Annotated in this window: 18 protein-coding genes and 4 pseudogenes; 16 read left to right on the top strand and 6 right to left on the bottom strand. The window is 35.3% G+C overall.

The features are described from left to right. Positions 1 to 89: 89 nt before the first annotated feature. On the bottom strand, positions 90 to 881 hold the full coding sequence (locus IQ19_RS22365) for a Na+/H+ antiporter NhaC family protein (protein ID WP_158638885.1): 792 nt from the start codon (positions 879 to 881) through the stop codon (positions 90 to 92). A 119-nt stretch (positions 882 to 1,000) separates the two neighbouring features. After that, positions 1,001 to 1,321, bottom strand: a complete 321-nt coding sequence (locus IQ19_RS22360) for a hypothetical protein (RefSeq protein WP_144545235.1) — start codon at positions 1,319 to 1,321, stop codon at positions 1,001 to 1,003. A gap of 249 nt (positions 1,322 to 1,570) precedes the next feature. Here IQ19_RS22360 and IQ19_RS22355 point away from each other — a divergent pair, with 249 nt between their 5' ends. The 15 genes and pseudogenes from IQ19_RS22355 (at position 1,571) to IQ19_RS22280 (ending at position 13,548) form a co-directional block, all read left to right on the top strand. After that, complete coding sequence (locus IQ19_RS22355) at positions 1,571 to 2,305, top strand: urease accessory protein UreH domain-containing protein (protein WP_144545233.1); 735 nt, start codon at positions 1,571 to 1,573, stop codon at positions 2,303 to 2,305. A gap of 63 nt (positions 2,306 to 2,368) precedes the next feature. Continuing rightward, a complete protein-coding gene (locus IQ19_RS22350) occupies positions 2,369 to 3,268 on the top strand; it encodes a cytochrome c oxidase assembly protein (RefSeq protein ID WP_144545231.1) in 900 nt (299 codons plus the stop codon). Then, positions 3,268 to 3,975, top strand: coding sequence for a response regulator transcription factor (locus tag IQ19_RS22345; RefSeq protein ID WP_144545278.1), 708 nt, complete (start codon positions 3,268 to 3,270; stop codon positions 3,973 to 3,975). The genes IQ19_RS22350 and IQ19_RS22345 overlap by 1 nt, the downstream gene beginning before the upstream one ends. Then, entirely contained in the window at positions 3,972 to 5,378 is a 1,407-nt protein-coding gene (locus IQ19_RS22340) for an ATP-binding protein (RefSeq protein WP_144545229.1), read from the top strand. The genes IQ19_RS22345 and IQ19_RS22340 overlap by 4 nt, the downstream gene beginning before the upstream one ends. After that, on the top strand, positions 5,375 to 5,572 hold the full coding sequence (locus IQ19_RS22335; protein WP_144545227.1) for a hypothetical protein: 198 nt from the start codon (positions 5,375 to 5,377) through the stop codon (positions 5,570 to 5,572). Before IQ19_RS22340 ends, IQ19_RS22335 begins: the two co-directional genes overlap by 4 nt. A gap of 4 nt (positions 5,573 to 5,576) precedes the next feature. After that, on the top strand, positions 5,577 to 6,773 hold the full coding sequence (locus tag IQ19_RS22330; protein WP_144545225.1) for a F510_1955 family glycosylhydrolase: 1,197 nt from the start codon (positions 5,577 to 5,579) through the stop codon (positions 6,771 to 6,773). A 17-nt stretch (positions 6,774 to 6,790) separates the two neighbouring features. Then, positions 6,791 to 6,991, top strand: a complete 201-nt coding sequence (locus IQ19_RS22325) for an SHOCT domain-containing protein (protein ID WP_144545223.1) — start codon at positions 6,791 to 6,793, stop codon at positions 6,989 to 6,991. A 436-nt stretch (positions 6,992 to 7,427) separates the two neighbouring features. Next, positions 7,428 to 8,225 (top strand): prolipoprotein diacylglyceryl transferase, encoded by a 798-nt coding sequence (gene lgt, locus IQ19_RS22320; protein WP_144545221.1) that lies wholly within the window; start codon positions 7,428 to 7,430, stop codon positions 8,223 to 8,225. Positions 8,226 to 8,294: 69 nt separating this feature from the next. Next, complete coding sequence (locus tag IQ19_RS22315) at positions 8,295 to 8,507, top strand: hypothetical protein (protein WP_144545219.1); 213 nt, start codon at positions 8,295 to 8,297, stop codon at positions 8,505 to 8,507. Between the two features lie 402 nt (positions 8,508 to 8,909). Next, a pseudogene (locus IQ19_RS22305) lies at positions 8,910 to 9,246 on the top strand (mercury(II) reductase); the annotation flags it as partial. Between the two features lie 163 nt (positions 9,247 to 9,409). Beyond that, positions 9,410 to 9,684, top strand: a pseudogene (locus tag IQ19_RS29445) (cytochrome C biogenesis protein); the annotation flags it as partial. A 123-nt stretch (positions 9,685 to 9,807) separates the two neighbouring features. Then, positions 9,808 to 10,038: a cytochrome c biogenesis CcdA family protein gene (locus IQ19_RS29440; RefSeq protein WP_462936496.1), complete on the top strand. Its 231-nt coding sequence runs from the start codon at positions 9,808 to 9,810 to the stop codon at positions 10,036 to 10,038. Between the two features lie 423 nt (positions 10,039 to 10,461). Next, on the top strand, positions 10,462 to 12,360 hold the full coding sequence (locus IQ19_RS22295) for a copper resistance protein CopC (RefSeq protein WP_144545214.1): 1,899 nt from the start codon (positions 10,462 to 10,464) through the stop codon (positions 12,358 to 12,360). A gap of 637 nt (positions 12,361 to 12,997) precedes the next feature. Further along, positions 12,998 to 13,303 (top strand): annotated as a pseudogene (locus tag IQ19_RS22285) (DUF4181 domain-containing protein); the annotation flags it as partial. 50 nt (positions 13,304 to 13,353) lie between these two features. Beyond that, the gene (locus IQ19_RS22280) at positions 13,354 to 13,548 is read left to right on the top strand and encodes a hypothetical protein (RefSeq protein ID WP_144545212.1); all 195 of its coding nucleotides are present in this window, start codon (positions 13,354 to 13,356) and stop codon (positions 13,546 to 13,548) included. 708 nt (positions 13,549 to 14,256) lie between these two features. On the opposite strand, the gene IQ19_RS22275 is transcribed toward IQ19_RS22280, so the two are convergent. From IQ19_RS22275 to IQ19_RS22260, 4 genes and pseudogenes are all read right to left on the bottom strand, one after another. Next, positions 14,257 to 14,727, bottom strand: coding sequence for a hypothetical protein (locus IQ19_RS22275; RefSeq protein WP_242021093.1), 471 nt, complete (start codon positions 14,725 to 14,727; stop codon positions 14,257 to 14,259). 120 nt (positions 14,728 to 14,847) lie between these two features. Further along, positions 14,848 to 15,086: pseudogene (locus IQ19_RS28700) on the bottom strand (YunG family protein); the annotation flags it as partial. A 283-nt stretch (positions 15,087 to 15,369) separates the two neighbouring features. Continuing rightward, positions 15,370 to 16,362, bottom strand: coding sequence for a TIGR03943 family putative permease subunit (locus IQ19_RS22265; RefSeq protein WP_144545208.1), 993 nt, complete (start codon positions 16,360 to 16,362; stop codon positions 15,370 to 15,372). Between the two features lie 11 nt (positions 16,363 to 16,373). Then, positions 16,374 to 17,369 carry a permease gene (locus tag IQ19_RS22260; RefSeq protein WP_144545206.1) on the bottom strand — a complete coding sequence of 332 codons (996 nt, stop codon included), beginning with the start codon at positions 17,367 to 17,369 and terminating at the stop codon, positions 16,374 to 16,376. A 196-nt stretch (positions 17,370 to 17,565) separates the two neighbouring features. Between IQ19_RS22260 and IQ19_RS22255 the strand changes: the two genes are divergently transcribed. Beyond that, positions 17,566 to 18,744: an FAD/NAD(P)-binding protein gene (locus tag IQ19_RS22255; RefSeq protein ID WP_242021092.1), complete on the top strand. Its 1,179-nt coding sequence runs from the start codon at positions 17,566 to 17,568 to the stop codon at positions 18,742 to 18,744. Positions 18,745 to 18,755: the final 11 nt, after the last annotated feature.

Raw genomic sequence — 18,755 nt, 5'->3', positions numbered from 1 at the left:
AGGCTCGAAGCGCTCGAAAGGCAAGCAAGTAAGGTCTTAAGCCTTCCGAGCGCTTTGAGCTCATTAATCAAACCATCCGTAAGCATAACTTACATTGCGTTACACGCAATCTCTGCCAAGTTGCTGAGGTGAGTGCAAGCGGCTATTACCGTTGGTGCAACGCCGAACGTGATTAAGCCTAAATCTTGTGAGAGGTCAGAAATTGACCATGCAAGCGCAAGGATAATTATCGTAGTCATTAATTTATTTCCACCTTTAATAAAGTGGTTGGTGATTTTCTTTAACTGGGCTCCTTGAAAAAAGTATAAAATCGCAGAGCTTATGGTTGTGATGATAAGGGCTAACAACATCATTCGAGATGGTTCATCGCTATTCCACATGAGAATGAAGCTTAATGGAAGAAGGATGATAATCGGAATAATGAGATTCATTAATCGAGGTTTAAGTGCAGGTTTTTCATGTTCCATCCCCATCTTCATATGTCCGCGATCCATTTTGTTTCCCTTCATTGCCACACCCATTTGGTCTTTTGCTGTTTCTGCCTTGTGTTTATTTTCTTTTACATCGGAAATTTCTTTTGAAAACTCAAAAGCAAAATGAGAACTTTTTGAAAATGGATCCTTTGTTTTTTCCTTTTGATTTTCTTGTATTAATGCTTTCATGGATGGAAAGTTAAGGGCTGGTATAATCGATAACAAAGCAATAAGAATGGATGAATAGCTAAAAAAATGAAACGGCAGCGAACTTAAAAACACAGAATATGAAGAGCCTTCAACTCCAGCAGCGTCCATTCCTTTATTGATAACTCCCGTGGTATATCCGATAAAAGTTGTTGCAAAAGGAATTAAAACAATCACTGGGCTAGCAGAGTTATTTAACATATAAGCTAGTCTCTCCTTTGCCACATGAAAACGTTCTGTCAGTGGTTTTACGATGGCTCCTCCGGCAACTACCCGAAATCCACAGTCCATAAATGTAATCGGTAGTAACCCCCATGATATCAAAAGGGTTTGATTGGGTCCTTTAATATATTTCCGATCCTTTCAGCGAAGGCTTGTACACCCCCTGAAATGCGAATGAGAGCGACCAATCCGCTAAACATATATAAAAAAAGCAGAACATTTAAATTTCCAGTGTCTGTAAAGACTCCAAGTATATAGCTGACTGCGGCATTTAAGGAATCTAAAAAAGACCTGGTATTTAATAAACTCCCAAGCCATAATCCAATAAACAGTGATGGAATCACTTGTTTTGTCCAAATCGAAAAAATAATGGCAGCAAGGGAAGGGATAACTGGTAACCAATCTTCAAAAGACATCATTTGAACCCCAATCTTTTTATTTTACTTTTTTCCGCTTGTTTTGACTGTATTTCCATATGTTCCAAACCCCAAAAATTCCAACAAGTAGAGCGATTAAATACAACACCTCATCCAACCTATACACCCCAAATAATTATAAATTTTGGTCATGTTATGTTTCCCAATATTGAACATTTTATCTCCATATTTTCTCCAAACTTTTTTAATAAGATCATAAAAGGGAAGAATTTGAGGAAATGGTGATAGAAGATGTATGAGTTTTTTAGTCAGATTAGTAATGTGTTGACTCAACCTTTAATAAATTTTGCACGTAGCTTTGAGAGTATACCCATTCTATTTGCTTTTCTTATTGGAGTTGTTGGTGCTATGGCACCCTGCCAGTTTTCGGGAAATATTGGTGCCATTACTCTTTATGGAAACAAATCGCTTCAAAAAGGACTCGCATGGATGGATGTCTTCTTCTTTACGTTAGGAAAAATTGTTGTTTTTACGGGTCTGGGTCTTCTCGTATGGTTTTTGGGAAGAGAGTTTCCAAGAGAGCTAACTGTTTATTTTCCATGGTTTCGAAAAATCATTGGTCCTATGTTTGTTATTGTGGGGATTTTCATGATGGGATTGATCAAAATGAATTGGACGCTAACACTATTTGAGCTACCAAAGCAATTTTTTAAAAAAGGGAACCTGGGTTCATTTTTAATGGGTATCAGTTTTTCTTTGGGGTTCTGTCCAACCATGTTTGTCCTATTTTTTATTACATTAATGCCGGTCGTGCTATCAACTTCATATGGGGTAGTTTTGCCTAGCCTTTTTGCAGTTGGGACTTCTCTTCCATTATTTATTGCCATGTTTTTAATTTGGTTTTACGGAGGGAGTGGTACGGTGATGAAAAAAGGGAGAAAGATTGGCTTTTATGTACAAAGAGTTGCTGGGGTTATCATGGTAATTTTAGGAGTGTTAGATACAATTACCTATTGGACAATATAAAATTCTTCCTATTTTTTTCAAATTTACATGTTAAAGATAATAGTGTAAAAGAGGTAAAGTGTTATGAAACAGATTTGGCTTTTAGTTGGTCTTTTAATTTTTTATTTTTTTATTAACCCAGTAACACATGTTTCTGCCCACAATGGAACAGTTGAACATAGCACGGTGATTGATTTAATTGGTCATTGGAATCTTATTTTAGCAGGAGTTCTGGTTTTCGTTTTAGTAATGTACATTCTTCAATTTAAAAAGGAACAAGATTTCAGAAAGAAATTTTCGTATTTCTTTTTAGCGCTACTTGTATTCTATCTTGCATTAGGGAGTCCTCTGCATGTTCTTGGAGATCATTATTTATTTAGCGCTCATATGTTGGAGCAATCTTTAATTTATATTGTATTGCCTCCATTACTTTTGTTAAGTTTACCAAACCGGTTTGCTGAACCAATTTTTCGGCTTGGATTAAAAGTTAAAATCATCAGATTTCTAAAAAAACCTTTGATTCCATTACTTTTATTTAATGTACTGTTTTCGTTCTATCATATACCCCAAATATTTAATGAGGTAGTATCAAATAATATTCTGCATAACCTAGCCCATATAACTTTAACCGTTACAGCATTGTTTATGTGGATACCGCTCATTCCAGTGATTGAGGAATTAAATCGACTGTCAGAAGTCCAAAAAATCGGCTATATTTTTGGGGCAGGAATTCTACTTACTCCTGCTTGTGCCTTAATTATTTTTTCGAATGAGCCGTTTTATACTGTTTACGCTGGTACGCCAGAATTACTGGACCTCCTTCCACCCATAGATGACCAACAAACAGGTGGAATCATTATGAAAGTCATTCAAGAATTGGTATTTGGAACAATGATCGGTTATCTTTTCTTTAAATGGGCAAGGAAAGAAAGGTTAAAAGATGATTTTCCAGATAAATCCGTATCAGGGGGTGTGAATCAGTGATGAAAAAAGAAAAAATCCTCGTTGTTGATGATGAATGGAACATGAGGCAATTACTCAACATTCAACTCTCTTCCCGCTTTGACATAAAAGAAGCGGGAAGTGGAATAGAAGCTTTAGACGTTCTAAAAAAAGAAATGGTGGACTTGGTGATATTAGACTTGATGATGCCAGATTTGGATGGTTGGCAAGTATGCAAAAAGATAAGAGAAACGAGTCAAGTGCCAATCCTTATGCTTACTGCGCGTGGAGATGTAAAAGATAAAGTTCAGGGGTTTACTGTTGGAGCAGACGATTATCTTGTAAAGCCCTTTAACCCAGAAGAGTTGCTTGCAAGATCTAAAGCGCTTATCAGACGTTCAACCCTATCATCTGAATCAAACCCTCAATCAGAAGGGATAATTGAAATTTCCGAATTAAAAATTGATCAAAATCAAAGACAAGTCTTTATTAAGAATGATCTTTTAGAAGTAACACCAAAAGAATTTGATCTTATTCAGCTTCTCGTATTAAATCCAAGAATAACCTTTACACGCGATATGTTACTTGATCACATATGGGGCATTCACGGCGTTTTAGATATTCGCACGGTAGATTCACATGTCAAAAATGTCAGAGAAAAGTTTAGAAAAAATAACCTATCATTTAATCCAATAAAAACAGTCTGGGGGAGGGGTTATAAGTTTCAGGCTCCTGAAGAAGCGCAATGAAGTGGAATAGCATCGTCGTTAAATTAGGGACGAGTATTTTATTTCTTGTTTTAGCCATTTTGCTTCCGCTTGGCTTTATTATGAATCAGATTTTTACTGGATTTTATTTTAATAAAGTGCAAGAGCAAATTAACGAATTATCAAGTCGTTATGCAAGCTCGATCACATCACTCGAAGAAAAAGATATCCTTAACATGTTTGAGTTGCTGGCAACTATGACCGACCAAGAAATCGTGATCGTTAATGAACAAGGAATAGTTGTTGCGAATTCCGGACTCCCAAGCTTACCAAAAGGAGAAAGAATCAACGCAGACGATTTATCCCTGTTGGTTAGTGATGCACTCGTTCAGAAGGAATATTACGATAAAATTAGCAAAAGGCGCTACTTAAGTGTTGGTAGACCGATCATTTCACAGGAACGTTTTCTTGGCGGGATTTTTGTTTTGGCGTCAGTTGAGGATATGTATCAATCGCTTGAAATAATAAAAAAATCAGTGGTTTTGGCAGGAACAGGGGCTGTTTTCTTAGCCTTTGGATTTACATTCATTGTTTCACGTAAGTTATCAAATCCGCTTTTAGAAATGGAAAAAGCAACAAGGAAAATTGCAAAAGGTGATTTAAACACAAGAATTTCTAGCTCAACAAAAGATGAAATCGGCTCTTTAGCCACTGCCATTAATGATTTAGCTGTTGAATTACACAGATACCGTTCAAATCGGCGAGAATTTTTCGCGAACATTTCCCATGAATTGCGGACACCTATCACGTATTTAGAGGGTTATGCGAATGCATTAGAAAACAATCTTTACCGAACTGAAGATGAAAAAAGACAGTATCTACAAATCATTCAACAAGAAGCAGGCAGAATGTCAAAGTTAGTTCAAGATTTATTTGAATTATCCAAAATGGAAGAAGGAAAGTTAGCTTTACATTTCGAAGAAATTGATTTGATTGAAGTGGTTGAAAACGCACTATTAAAAACAAAAATCAAAGCTCAGGAAAAAAGATTACAGCTGGAATTTAACAAAGTATATCATCTTCCAACCATTTATGCAGATGGATTAAGGATGGAACAAATCGTTATTAATTTAATCGAAAATGCCATCCGGTATACAGAAAAAGGTACGATAAATATAAAACTGACCAGTGATCCAGATCGTGTAAAATTAACGGTCGAAGATACCGGGATTGGAATCCCTAATGAAGATGTTCCGTATTTATTTGAGCGGTTTTACCGGGTTGAAAAATCCAGATCAAGAGAATTCGGGGGATCCGGACTAGGTTTAGCAATCGTTAAACAACTTGTCGAACTTCAAAATGGCACCATATCGGTGAAAAGTGACGTTGGGAAAGGAACGTGTTTTGAACTTATATTCCCAATTTCTAAGGGGGATGCTCAGTGAAAAAGATGGAAGTTTTAATGTCCATTTTATTAATCGTGCTAGGTCTTGTCTGTTTAACAATGTCTGGGTCTATGATGTTTCAGCAGGATCTAAGTGTTTATATAAAAACGTTTGTTCAAATTTGTTTATGGATGGGAGTTCCGATTCTTTTAGCCGGGGTATCCTATCTATTATTGATTAAAAAGAGGAGATAATACAATGAATTTAAAAGCTTTATTTACATTCTTGGTCTTAACACTTTTTACAATTCCAGTTTCTGCATTTGCACATGGGTCTGAGGAGGAACACCAGCAAGAGATTGCTGCAAATACATTTTTAAACTATGGTCTAGTTAGTTCAGCCATTTTATTGGTTGTTGGAATCATTTTATTATTTTCCATCAGAAATCGATTAAAGGCTGTTAATGTTAAGAAACAAGAAGGGCGGATCAAAAGGGACAAGCTACAAAAATGGTTGAAAGTTAGTCAATGGGTTTCAGCTCTAGCATTATTAGCTTTAATGGTAACGGGGATATTCTCATTATCAAGTGGGGATGCGGCTGGTGAAGAAAAAGAAGAAAATGTTGAGTTTATGCATATTCATGGTTTAGGTATTACAAGCGATGGATCTGAAATTTACGTACCTGCGCATGCTGGCTTGAAAGTCTTTAAAAAAGGCAAGTGGGGAAATGCTGAGGGAGAAAAACATGACTATATGGGATTCTCCATGGTGAATGATGGATTTTACAGCAGTGGACACCCAGGTCCTGGTTCATCCTTAAAAAATCCGTTTGGTGTAGTCAAGTCCAATGATATGGGCAAAAACCTAGAAATTTTAGACCTGTATCAAGAAATTGATTTCCATGGGATGGCTGTTGGGTATAATTCACATGCGATTTATGTATTTAATCCACAGGCGAACTCAAGAATGGATGATACAGGATTGTATTACTCCATAGATGATACGAAAACATGGACAAAAAGTGAGATGAAGGGGATAGCTGGTAAGTTATCGTCAATAGCAGTTCATCCTAACGATGAAAAGATAGTAGCTTTAGGAACAAATGAAGGAATCTTTGTATCAACAGATTACGGTCAATCATTTGAAGAAATTTCTGACACACCTACTACAGCAGTATCATTTTCAGATAAAGGTGAACTCTTTGCAGGAAGTGTTTCTAATGAGATCACACTGTCAAAGTTTAATTTTGAAACAAAAGAGCAAACAGCGATTTCCATCCCTTCATTAAGCGGAGAAAATGCAGTTGGTTACATCGTGGTCAATCCAGCAAATGAGAATCAAATGGTATTTACAACGTTTGAAAAAGATATCTATATCTCTGAAGATTCCGGCGGAAATTGGAGTCAGTTAGCAGACAAAGGTAAAGGTATTAACCATAAATCAAATGAACATTAATAAGGAGTGATAGGAAGATGATGGGATTAGGTATGATGTTGAATATGTTATTTTATATCATCGTCCTTGGGTTTGCGATTTATGGTTTTGTTTTACTAATTATGAAACCATTTGAAAACAAAGCCAATAATGCTCTTGCTATTTTAAAAGAGCGCTTTGCCCAGGGAGAAATTGATGCAGAAGAATTCGAAGAGAGAAAACGACTTTTAAAAGATTAATGAAGTGTAGACCTATTCATTATGTTGAATAGGTCTACTTTAATCTAAGCTTTTTCTATTCCCATTATTTTCTTGATTTAGATGGCTTTAAACAAGTTAACGATAAACTATTTGTTATCTTTTCGTCTCCAAGTGGTTTCTCCACCTGATACTGGACACGCAGCGAATTCATCACCTTGTTTGAAATCTCTGCCTGACCCGATTCACATGTGTATCCGCCTGCTTCTGAACTCGTTCGCCTGTTTTATACTCTTCATTTCGGTTTGCCATTTTGCTTTCACCCCTATCCGATAGTTAGAACGCCTAAAATTTAAATCGAACACTTTGTCCTTCAAAATGCAAAATCCGTAGAAGCTTTCCATACTTCCTCCATACTTCCTCCATATTTATCGTGTAAGATCTCAAATAAAGAAACAAAAAGGAGGTTGTTTACCAGATGGACACCATTCAACCAATTGATCGAATTGCATTTGAAATCGGACCTTTAACTGTCTACTGGTACGGAATCATCATAGGTTTAGGAGTTATTCTGGGATACTATTTCGCAACAAAAGAAGCCAAGCGGTTAGGCTTAAATAAAGATATTTTTGCGGATTTACTACTGTGGGCACTACCCATTGCTCTAATTAGTGCAAGGATCTATTATGTCATCTTTAAATGGGAGTATTATTCGAAAAATCCAGGTGAGATAGTTGCGATTTGGGAAGGCGGGATTGCGATTCATGGAGCACTGATTGGTGCAACCATTACTGCTATTATCTTTGCTAAAAAAAGAGGCGTTTCATTTTGGAAATTAGCTGACATTGCAGCACCTAGTATTATTTTAGGGCAAGCAATCGGGCGATGGGGAAACTTTATGAACCAAGAAGCTTACGGGGGACCTGTTACAAGAGCAGTTCTTGAGAATTTACAGTTGCCTGATTTCATTATTGATCAGATGTTTATAAATGGGCAATATTATCAACCGACTTTTTTGTATGAATCAATTTGGAATTTAGCTGGGTTTATTATTCTCATTTTATTAAGAAGAATCCAACTACGTCAAGGTGAGCTGTTCTTGTCTTATATTATTTGGTACTCTATTGGACGTTTCTTTGTTGAAGGGATGCGAACTGACAGTTTGATGTTAACGGAGACGTTAAGAATGGCACAATTTATTTCCGTTGTGTTGGTTATTTGTAGTTTGTTAGTCATTTATTATCGAAGAAAAGCCGTGGTTCCTTTTAAGAATTAGTTGTTTCTCCATATTTTCTTCAAACTCAAGGTCTATAATGGTTTTAATAACAAAAAGGAGTGATAAGTGATGAAAAAGAAAATTGCGTTTGTTTCATCTTTTGCACTTGCAGCATTATTGGTCGTTGGTCAGTTTACGTATGCAGAAAAGCCAGACACTATGATGAATATGATGAATGATAACGGCATGATGAAGATGATGGAAGCAATGAATTCTCCAGAAGGGCAAAAGATGATGAAGTCATGCGGCAAATTCATGGAATCATACAATGAAGATGAATAGAACTCGGGGCAAGATGTCAAAGACCTTCTTTTTGAAGGTCTTTGTTTTAATAAAGAGCACTGATTGATGGAACGGTTACTATACTTACTATGTCCTTTAATGATGTTGTTCTGTATGAAGGGGATGTTTTCAGGTGGCAAAAAAGATTGTACCAAAAAAACAAGTAATTCATCTGATGACATAAAGTCCTTGCACATGCAAGTGCAAATTTTACAAGAGCAAAATACGAAATTAATGGAAGATATGAAATCATTAAAAACAATAAATCAAATGTTATCTCAATTTCTAAAACTAGCGACACGAACCAAAAGATCACATCATAATATAGGCAGCCGGATACCGGTTGTCTTTTTTTATGAATTCTGTCTTCAATTCGAAAAATATGTAGTAGTTTATTAAAGTGGAATTGTCACTGATAAGGGAATAGTTGGATTAAATTAAAAACTAGATTTATCGGTTGTACCGGGTGTTTTTTTACTAACCCTTCAATTGCAACCGTTGGTTTAACAGAAGAACAAGTCAAAGAAAAGGGCTATGAAGTAAAAACATCTGTATTGCCTTTAGAAGCTGTTCCAAGAGCAATTGTAAATTTGGAAACCACAGGTTGTTTAAATTAGTGGCAGATGCTAAAACATTAAAATATTAGGGGGTCACTTGGTTAGGAGAAAATGCCGGAAATTTGTTTTATGCGGCAACATTAGCCGTTAAGTTTGACTTAACCGCAGAAGATCTAAAAGAAATGTAAAAAAGAAGAAGATAGAACTAAGCCAACATACCAATATATTGGGAGTTGGTTTTTTTGTTGTCCTTACTTATTAGAAAAAAATCTCCATATTTTCTTCAAATTTTTCATTTATAGTTTGACAGGGTAATTGACTCGTGGTGTTAGAAAGGTGAATAAAGTGGATATTTTAAAATGTGAATGCGGTTATAACAACCCAGTAGGTACAGAAATTTGTGAATCGTGCGGAAAACCATTTGAAAATACAAAAAAGCAGGGACTATTGGATATGCGCTAGAAGGCGTAGCAAGGCGATCGGAAACCTATAAAAAATCAATTGTCGATCAAATTTGGAATTTCTTTTCTTCTGTAAAAGTCTGTATTTGGCTTATCATAATAACACTCATTGCCTCAGCAGTTGGAACGGTTCTGCCACAGGAGTTGTATATTCCTCCTAGTGCTGATCAAAAAAGGGCGCTTTTACATACCGATTTCTTTTTACTTAGGTTTACAGTTATATTTATTGTGATTGGCTTTTCGACATCACTTATCGGGTCGTTTTTTATTAATCATGATAATTTGATACGTCAAGTTGGGGCACTGGTAATCATTTTCTTTGGTCTTGTGATTGTTGGTGTATTTAAGCCCTCTTTTCTAATGAAAGATAAGAAGGTGTTTTCGTTTCGAAATCGTCCTTCCGGGTCCTTAGGATCAAGTGTGATTGGGGTAGGATTTGCTGCTGGCTGGACACCATGTACGGATCCAATATTAGCATCCGTTATTGCCCTGGCTGTTTCAAATCCCAATTAGGCATTGTTTTATATGATTATGTACTTTTTAGGTTTTTCAATCCCATTTTTTATCATGGCGTTTTTTAATGGAAATATGAATTGGGATAAAGAAATACAATCAAGTCATTATTAATACAGGAGGATATATCATGATTTTTATGGGTATATTCTTGCTATTTGATTGGATGACAAAACTGACATCATTTTTAGCTAGTAAATCCTACGGGGGGTCACTGGTTTTTAAATAGATTGAAGGGGTGTTGATATAAATGAAAAGAATCGTGTCTAAATGGTGGGTATGGTTACTAGTCGCTTTATTTATACTTATCAACCTTTTGTTACTAATATGAATGATGCAGAAAAGGAAAATAAAACAAATAATAGTGAGATTATAGAAGGTAATATTGATACATTAAGTTGATGGTTTTAAGGGGGAAGTTTTTTGCAGTTTGTACGTAAGGTGTTAAATGTGATAATGTTTGCTTTTATTATTAATTTTTTGATTCCAGGAATATCTGGTTTTGCTCATTCTAATTTGGAACAAACGTATCCGATAGAAGGGGAAAAGTTAACCGAAAGCCCATCAACCATCGAACTTTTGGTTCAGGATCCTGTCGTTTTACATCCTGGGTCTATAAAATTAGCGGATAGTTTCGGACATGCGATTGAATTAGAAGGCGCAGTGGTTGATCCAAATGATAACACTCATATTATAAGCAACATAACAAAAGACTTACCTGATGGAAAATATGTTGTAAAAATAAATGTTGTCGCATTAGATGGATATGTTCTTCAAGAAGAAATAAAGTTTGAAGTGGTTAATAAAGAAAACGGGCAAAATAAAGAGAAATTAAGAGCTCTTAAATATTCACCAGATGACAGCGAGATCATAGATGGTTCTCCAGAAAAAATTGACCTATGGTTTAGCCGACCGGTAGATATTACTGCAATCGGGGTGTTTGATGATCGTCAACAATCCATACGCCTAAAAGAGCCATATGTTTATCCGAAAGATCCGAACCATATAATTGTTGAGTTTAATGAAGAACTATCAAAAGGAACCTATCAGGTCACTTGGTATGCGCGTCCAAGCGGAGATGATACAAGCAAGCCAGACATACTTGATGTCTTTTATTTTGCTGTTGATGAGTTCACACCCATCCAACAAGTGAATCTTGGCGAAGCAACAAATTCCTTTTGGTTTAATAATATGGGACTAAAACAATTGGGGCATTGGCTAGTATTTTTCGGAATTTCAACTTTATTTGGTGGCGCTTTCTTTAATTCTGTTATATACAAACACAATCATTTGAAAAAGTGGAATAAGCTAACTTTTGTATTCCTTTTATTCGTAATAATCGGTGAGGCAATTATTCTGACCATTCAAAAAAGGGAAATAGGAAGCCTCTCTATTATAGAATTCATATCATTAAAATTTGTATGGATTCCATTATTGCAAATAATCTTAATAACTATTGGTTTACTGTTTGCAAAAGTAAGGTTTGCCTTTTATGGAACTGCACTGTTCTTAACATCATTTATAACCGGGCATGCTACTTATCCTCGTTATGGCGGTTATCTGACAATTGCAGTCAATACCTTTCACTTATTCGCTGCATCCATTTGGATTGGCGGGTTATTTCAATTAATTATTATTCCTAAAAAAGATGACATGAAAGATTGGTTAAAAGATGCTCTGCCAAAGTTTTCAAGATGGGCGCTCATTAGTCTTATTGTACTCATTTTTACTGGGATATTTATGACTATTCGATACGTTCCTTCTTTTTCAATTGAAAGCTTCATAAAAAGCGAGTGGGGGAAAGCGGTCATTTTTAAGATTGGTGCTACATTAATGGTTTTCATTCTTGGATTCTTTCAAAGAAAAACAATCATAAATCTAACAGCAAATGCATTAACTAAGGTCGTAAGCCGAGTAAAAGTAGAAATCATTTACGCAGTATTTATTTTGATATTTGCATCGTTATTAGTTGTATCTACACCAAGTGCAGCTGAACAAGGTGTATATCCAAAATCATTAGAAAAAGAGAATGTACAACTTAATGTGGCTTTTTCTCCTTTGAAGCCAGGACTAAATGTGCTAACAATGGATTTCGATCATAAAGACATTGAGAAAGTCGAAGTAACTTTATCTATGCCCCCTAACTACAAGGTCACCTACAATGCATTTAAAGTAGAAGAGGGCGTATTTAAAATTACCGGGAATCTTCTTCATGCGGCGGGTACAATGAATATGAAAGTAAAGGCTATTAAAGTGAATGGAGATAAAACCGATTTTTCTTATAAAGTTGTGATCCCAGGGGAAATGAGATTTAATGAATAGGATTAAGACAGCGGATTCCCGTTGTCTTTTGACTTTCTATTTTATTCTACCTAAAAAAACAAGTTCTAATCTAGATAATAAGTGTCTTTTTCAGAAGGATTTAATTTAAAACTTTGATCAAACGTGTGGTCATCTAAAGTAAGTCCCGTTTCTGAAGTGACTGGGATATTGTAAAGAGGAGAGTTAACTAAAGGGTAATCCAAGTAAATCAGTTTACCATTCGTCAGATTTTTTCAGGTCACTAACATGAATAAAAACGTTATTTACCTTACAAGCAATTGGAGATAAACATTCCACCTTTAGATTTCTTTTTAAATTTATAATTCAACAAATAGTAACAATAACCTTTGAAACTTATAAAGTTTATGTCGCAGTACAAGGTTATTATGTAGGAGCTTATTCAAGAATCGGGCGCTTTTCTTCAGCAAGAATGGCGCTCTTCTTTATGTTAAGGGCCATTTAATCGAGGAAGCAGTTGAATAAAATTCCACTTTTTTAAATAGCATCGAGGAATAAAAACAAAATGAGATACTATAAACAGGTTATAATTAATTATGGATTATTTGAACGGAGCAACAACATGGGTTTTATTTATACGCTGCTACTAGGTGTTGTTATTTAATTATTTGAATTATTTTTAAGGAAAAAGCTTAAAACAAATCGAAAAAGCGGTTTTTTAAGAATTTTTAAGGGACGGAATAAGATTTTTTTGACGGTTGAGATAGTACTATTAATTTCTTTTTTGGTACTTATCTTTTTTAAGCCCCCCGTTTTCTCCGTGTTTGGACCATTTGTCTTCCTGTTTATTCTTTATTTATTACGTGGGTTAGAGGAATGGATGTTTAGGCGACACGAGAAGGAATACTATCATTCTTGGTTAGGAGCAAGTTTCTTCTTACTCGCCTTTATAATTAGTTTCATTACTTTTGGTAGAGATTTTTAGTTCTAAGAACGCGTGTTATGGCAATTATAGATATAAGGAGTACAAAACACATGGATTACAGTTATGAAGAGTTTCTTGAAGACTTAGGTATGGGAAGAACAGGGAATTTTATGTTTTGGAAGTTCTATGATTCTACAAGTGAAATCATGGGGCAAAATGTTGAAGATTTACTTCAAAAAGTTAAACTTGATGGAAAATCAATTATGGAAGTATGGGACTTAATCGAGATTGACTGTGTTTTCTAGGTGTTTACTACATAATCCTTATCTATATTCAATTAAAGAGGAAAATTACAATTCTTATTCCGCAATCCGGCGCATTTCTGAAATTAGGAAAATTGTCTTCTTTTATGAAAAGAGCCAGATAGTAATAAGAAAACTCGTCAATTTATTCGGATATTAACTAAAATTAATTGTGGTTAGTTTACCAAGGAAATTCTGCATCATATATAGAAATAAACAATATACTACAAGGTAATTTCATTAAATGAGGGGGATTAAAGGTAGATGGAATTTTTAGTCTTTGGTGCTTGGCTTTCTTATTTCTTAATGATTATTGGTTGATGTTTAGTTTTAATGCTATTGTTTTTGTCATTTCTAATAGATATATTAAAAAGAAATTAAATCAAATAGAACAAACTAACAATAAGAGGTAAACCAGCTAATAGAAGCTATTTGTGACCGTCAATTAGAATGAAACAATTTCTGCTGGATTAACTGACACACTTTACTGGAAATCCTCGTACCCCCCAAGTAAAAAATGCAGCCTCTAACAGCAAGATATGTCAATCAATGCACTGGTTGTATAAGACAAGGTATAGAAATTAACTAAAAGCCAAAATATTTATTTTATTGAACTAAAGCACCCGTTTACTTTAAGTATATATTTTCACAAACTAAACATTTTTATTTTTTTAGTAAATATATTTTAAAAGTATTCCGCTAAGTATTTTTTTAAACCTCGTCTTTAATTTTATTAAACGATTTTTCCACTAGATACTGATACCCATAAATAATAATTGCTAATGACACACATATAAAATACCATATAGTATGATTCATCTTTTTAAATTTAAAAACTCCTACCTTTTCCCATATTTGAGCAAAAGGATAAGCATTAATAGCATCTATTACCATATTTGTAATTAAATATTTTAGAAAATTGCCGTATGTTAGTTTAAATACCCATAGTGTGGCTACAAAAAAAGGACCTAATATATATGTAAAATCCACAAAACCAGGAGATAAAGGGCTTTTATTTACCCACCATTTTTTCTTATTCGCAATTACACCTAACACACTTAAAAATAAATTAACAAAACTTGCTACAGGTAAAAACCTAAAAAATGATTTTTTCCCCATGAAGGGAACAGTTAGCCAAGGAACGATTAACATCGCTAAACCGAAAGTCTTTTTTTTATCCATATAAATCAACTTCCTTTTAAATATGTTTTTTATAAAATTCCTCAAACTAAATCTAATTATTCTTATTATAGTTAAACTTTCCTGCCCCGTTTGTTCAAGAGCGTCTCTTTTAAAACGCTCTTATAAATGTATCTTTTCACTTTGCTTGAGAAAATCATACTGTTTCTGATTTGTATCCAAGAATGCCTCTTCTCTATTTGACGGAATGTCCATATACCTGATATCTTCATTGAACTGTGAAACAGTATAATCATAACGTACACAATTGATTTCGTTGTAAAAATGCCATCCTTCAAATAACGGGGTCTTTCTTATAAGGCCGCAACTACTAACGCTGCTACACCGCATTGGCCTTTAGCGGATTGTCTTTAGTGAATGATTGACCAAGATTTTAATAATGCTTCTTGCAGCTTCATAAAAGTTGATTCCCTCATTTAATAGATCTCCTTTATAAAATTTCAGATCGCTTTCCAAAACAACAACTGCCCCGTTAGCGAAAAAGAAAAATGCTTTGCTCCTTATTGAAGCAAAGCAATTTCTAGTTCAACAATCTAATCAATATCAGCTATCTTTTTTCCTTCTTCATCTATTTGGGAACTACCTCCACCGAAACTCCAGCCTTTGCTTAGAGTCCCTTATAGTTTATAGTATCCTGATATTAATAGGGTAGAGGTACGGTATAAATGGCTCCTCAATTTCTTCCCATTTTTTTATTTTAATAAGTGGAAGTTCTGCTCCATTATAGGTTGCGGCATCAATTACCCCAGTTACTTTAATCCACATATTATCATAAAGTTTCGGTGCATCCTCCAATTCTGAAAGAAAACCAATCATACTCGCATCCGCTACGCAATGAGTGATTAAAAACCTTGAAACGACCAGCTGGTTGGAATTTAATCCCTCTTCTTTATAAACAAATCCCTGGAATTCAATTTCTCTGCCTTTAAACTTATTGATATCTTTACTGATTTCCTCGTAGTACAAACTAAAAACGAAATCATCCATTTTTATAACAGGGCTTGAATTTAGCTCCTTTTTTAATTGCTCAAATTCGCCTTTTGAAATCACCTGTTCACCTTCATAAACAGAAGGGTCTTGTTCAATTTGTTCCTCGAAATCTTCTAAATTGTCCTCAAGGGAGTATTCTTCAAAATCATCTGCTGAACTTTCGTCTATATTTTCTAAATTTACCTGTCCGGCATCCTCTTTATTTTGATTCCCAAGTATCGCTAGTCCGCCTTTTTTATCAGCAATGGATGCATCGAGCGTTTTAGCCGGCAAGAAAAAACCTGTCATTAACGGTAAAACAATGATTGAGTAAGATAACAGTTTTTTTACTGTAAACGGAGAATCTCCATGATCATGATCATGGGAACAATCATGATCATGATTGTTGTGACAGCATGAATGGCTATGATGATGATCATGAATCTCGGTTTCTTTTTTTGAAGTCCAAATTCTTGTAATTTGAATAAAAAACAAGATTAAAAAAAGAATGGATGCTGATTGACTTAATCCAGAGTATTTGGGATTAATGTATTTAGTTATATCACCTGTATGGTGTAGCTGAAAAATCAGTCCACAAAAAGCCAATAGGATTAATGCCCTTAATGCCTGCTGAAAATGAAATTTCATAGTAATCCCCCTTAAATAACGTTCTGAAAAATAAACAATGTGATAAATACAACCGAAGCAGTGAGTGTTAATACTCCAAGGACGAACTTTAGTCGAAATACACTAAGCATCATGATTGTATTCTTAAAATCAATCATTGGTCCAAAAATAAGAAAGCCTAATATCGAGGACCTTGGAAAAATACTGCTGAAGGATGCTCCAATAAAAGCATCTGCTTCAGAACAGAGAGATAAGACATACGCAAAGCCCATCATAATGATTAAAGAAGCAACAGGATCATCGGCACTTTGCAGGAATGCTTTGGCAGGCATATAGACTTGTACAATTGAAGCTAAAAAAGCTCCCATTATCAAATATTTTGCCATATCAAAAAATTCATCAATGGAATGAGTCAGCATAGACCATACCTGGTCTATAAAAGAACGCTGTTTTGTGCTGTGTCCATGGGTTAAATGAATCGGATCCTTCAATTGATTGGACTTAAATCTCAAGCTCACTGCAAAAGCAACGATAATGGCAACCAAGAACCCCAGACCCATTCTAAGCCCAGCCATTTTAAGATCATTTCCAAAAGCCATGTATGTTGAAGCAATTACAATGGGGTTAATAAGCGGTCCTGTCAGCATAAAACCTATCGCTGCATATACAGGTACCCCTTTGGAAATGAGCCGGCGAATAATGGGAACAATGCCACATTCACAGGCAGGAAAGAGAGCCCCCACGACGCAGCTCATGACTACAGCTGCGGCTCTATTTTTCGGTATCCATCTCTGGATATGTTCTTCTGTAATAAAAATTTGGATAAAGCCGGCTATTAGAACACCAATCAGCACAAAAGGGAGTGCTTCAATTAGAATACTTATAAAAATAACATTAAGGTTTAGTAAAGAGGGGGGAATCTCTAAAGAAAGATCAAGGCCTGAACTAAAAGATATTAGATAAACTAGAATGGCCAATAAAACAATGCCTGTTATATCGATAATATGGCTGCGAAATATTCGAATCATGATTTCCTCCTGATAATAAAATCGTAATGATTTCGTTTTAAACTTTATATTAATTCTATGAAATTGTAAATGGGAATATGAACATTTTGAGAGGATAGGAGAAATGTCGGGGAAAATAATTTTTTAAATTACGGCTTGCAAACAGCTTAAATATCTATTAAGATTTAAATCGTAATAATTACGATTTGAAAAAGGAGTGAGTGTTCTGTATAAATGGGTGGTAATTGGCGGAGGTATCCATGGATGTACAATTGCCTCCTGCTTGATAAAGAAAGGAAAGGCTGCCAGCGAAGACTTGCTTATCGTAGACCCTTTCGAAGAACCCATGGCCAGATGGAAAAAGAATACTGAATTAATTGGAATGGAATACCTTCGTTCCCCATCTGTCCATCACATTGATACAGATCCCTTTAGTCTGCAGAAATACGCCTGCACAAAAGGAGAACTAACGGGAAGCTTTTTTGGCAGGTACAAACGTCCTTCTCTCGATTTGTTCAATGAACACTCAGATTTTATTATGAAGGAGACATGCCTAAAAAAATCATGGCATAAGGGCCGCGTTATTTCTATTAAAAAGGTAAATGGTTTATGGGAATTGAAAACGGAAAAGGAAGAGATACTTAATGCCTTGAATATTGTCTTTGCTATTAGTGTCAATGATCAATTAAACATTCCAGAGTGGGCTGAGCAAATAAAAGAGAAATCAAATAATAGCATCCTGCATATTTATGATGAGGAGTTAAATGACTTATCTTCTTTGGAACCTCCAATCGCCATTGTGGGGGGAGGGATTTCAGCTGCGCATTTGGCAATAAAATTATCGGTGCTGTTTCCAGGGGAAATAACGCTGATTAAGCGGCATCCATATCGAGTTCATGATTTCGACAGTGATCCTGGCTGGTTAGGCCCCAAAAAACAATCTCCTTATCAAAAGCTTAAAAACTATGATATGCGTCGGAACATGATTAGAAAAGCTAGACATAAAGGGTCTTTGCCCGGGGATTTATTTCGGAAACTAAAAAAGCTCGAGAATGACGGCAAGATTAGTGTCGAGGATGGCACCATAGAATCCGTTTCCTTAGATGGAAGACAACAGTTAAATATAATTGTAGGGAACCAAATAATCAATGTGAAACATATTCTTTTAGCAACCGGGTTTCAGCCATCACGGCCAGGCGGGAAACTAATTGATGCGCTTGTACAAGAGCAGAATTTATTATGTGCTAATTGTGGGTATCCAATCGTTAATAAGAGCCTTCAATGGTGTCCCCATCTTTATGTTTCCGGGCCGCTGGCAGAGCTGGAAATTGGTCCGATTGCAAGGAATATTGCGGGAGCCAGGCAAGCAGCAGAAAGAATTATTTATGGCTTATAGAGTTTAAATTG

The organism is Cytobacillus oceanisediminis, assembly GCF_007830235.1.
GTDB classification, from domain to species: domain Bacteria; phylum Bacillota; class Bacilli; order Bacillales; family Cytobacillaceae; genus Cytobacillus; species Cytobacillus oceanisediminis.
Note: the sequence above shows the minus strand (reverse complement) of the source record. Positions and strands in the feature narration are given on the sequence as shown.

What these genes read in the sequence shown, in the direction of transcription:
- IQ19_RS22325 (WP_144545223.1), top strand. Translation starts at nt 6,791, where the DNA reads ATGATGGGATTAGGTATGATGTTGAATATGTTATTTTATATCATCGTC.
- IQ19_RS22345 (WP_144545278.1), top strand. Translation starts at nt 3,268, where the DNA reads ATGAAAAAAGAAAAAATCCTCGTTGTTGATGATGAATGGAACATGAGG.
- IQ19_RS22350 (WP_144545231.1), top strand. Translation starts at nt 2,369, where the DNA reads ATGAAACAGATTTGGCTTTTAGTTGGTCTTTTAATTTTTTATTTTTTT.
- IQ19_RS22275 (WP_242021093.1), bottom strand. Translation starts at nt 14,727, where the DNA reads ATGGATAAAAAAAAGACTTTCGGTTTAGCGATGTTAATCGTTCCTTGG.
- IQ19_RS22360 (WP_144545235.1), bottom strand. Translation starts at nt 1,321, where the DNA reads ATGATGTCTTTTGAAGATTGGTTACCAGTTATCCCTTCCCTTGCTGCC.
- IQ19_RS22330 (WP_144545225.1), top strand. Translation starts at nt 5,577, where the DNA reads ATGAATTTAAAAGCTTTATTTACATTCTTGGTCTTAACACTTTTTACA.
- IQ19_RS22260 (WP_144545206.1), bottom strand. Translation starts at nt 17,369, where the DNA reads ATGATTCGAATATTTCGCAGCCATATTATCGATATAACAGGCATTGTT.
- IQ19_RS22315 (WP_144545219.1), top strand. Translation starts at nt 8,295, where the DNA reads ATGAAAAAGAAAATTGCGTTTGTTTCATCTTTTGCACTTGCAGCATTA.
- IQ19_RS22340 (WP_144545229.1), top strand. Translation starts at nt 3,972, where the DNA reads ATGAAGTGGAATAGCATCGTCGTTAAATTAGGGACGAGTATTTTATTT.
- lgt (WP_144545221.1), top strand. Translation starts at nt 7,428, where the DNA reads ATGGACACCATTCAACCAATTGATCGAATTGCATTTGAAATCGGACCT.
- IQ19_RS22365 (WP_158638885.1), bottom strand. Translation starts at nt 881, where the DNA reads ATGTTAAATAACTCTGCTAGCCCAGTGATTGTTTTAATTCCTTTTGCA.
- IQ19_RS22280 (WP_144545212.1), top strand. Translation starts at nt 13,354, where the DNA reads ATGGATTACAGTTATGAAGAGTTTCTTGAAGACTTAGGTATGGGAAGA.
- IQ19_RS22355 (WP_144545233.1), top strand. Translation starts at nt 1,571, where the DNA reads ATGTATGAGTTTTTTAGTCAGATTAGTAATGTGTTGACTCAACCTTTA.
- IQ19_RS22265 (WP_144545208.1), bottom strand. Translation starts at nt 16,362, where the DNA reads ATGAAATTTCATTTTCAGCAGGCATTAAGGGCATTAATCCTATTGGCT.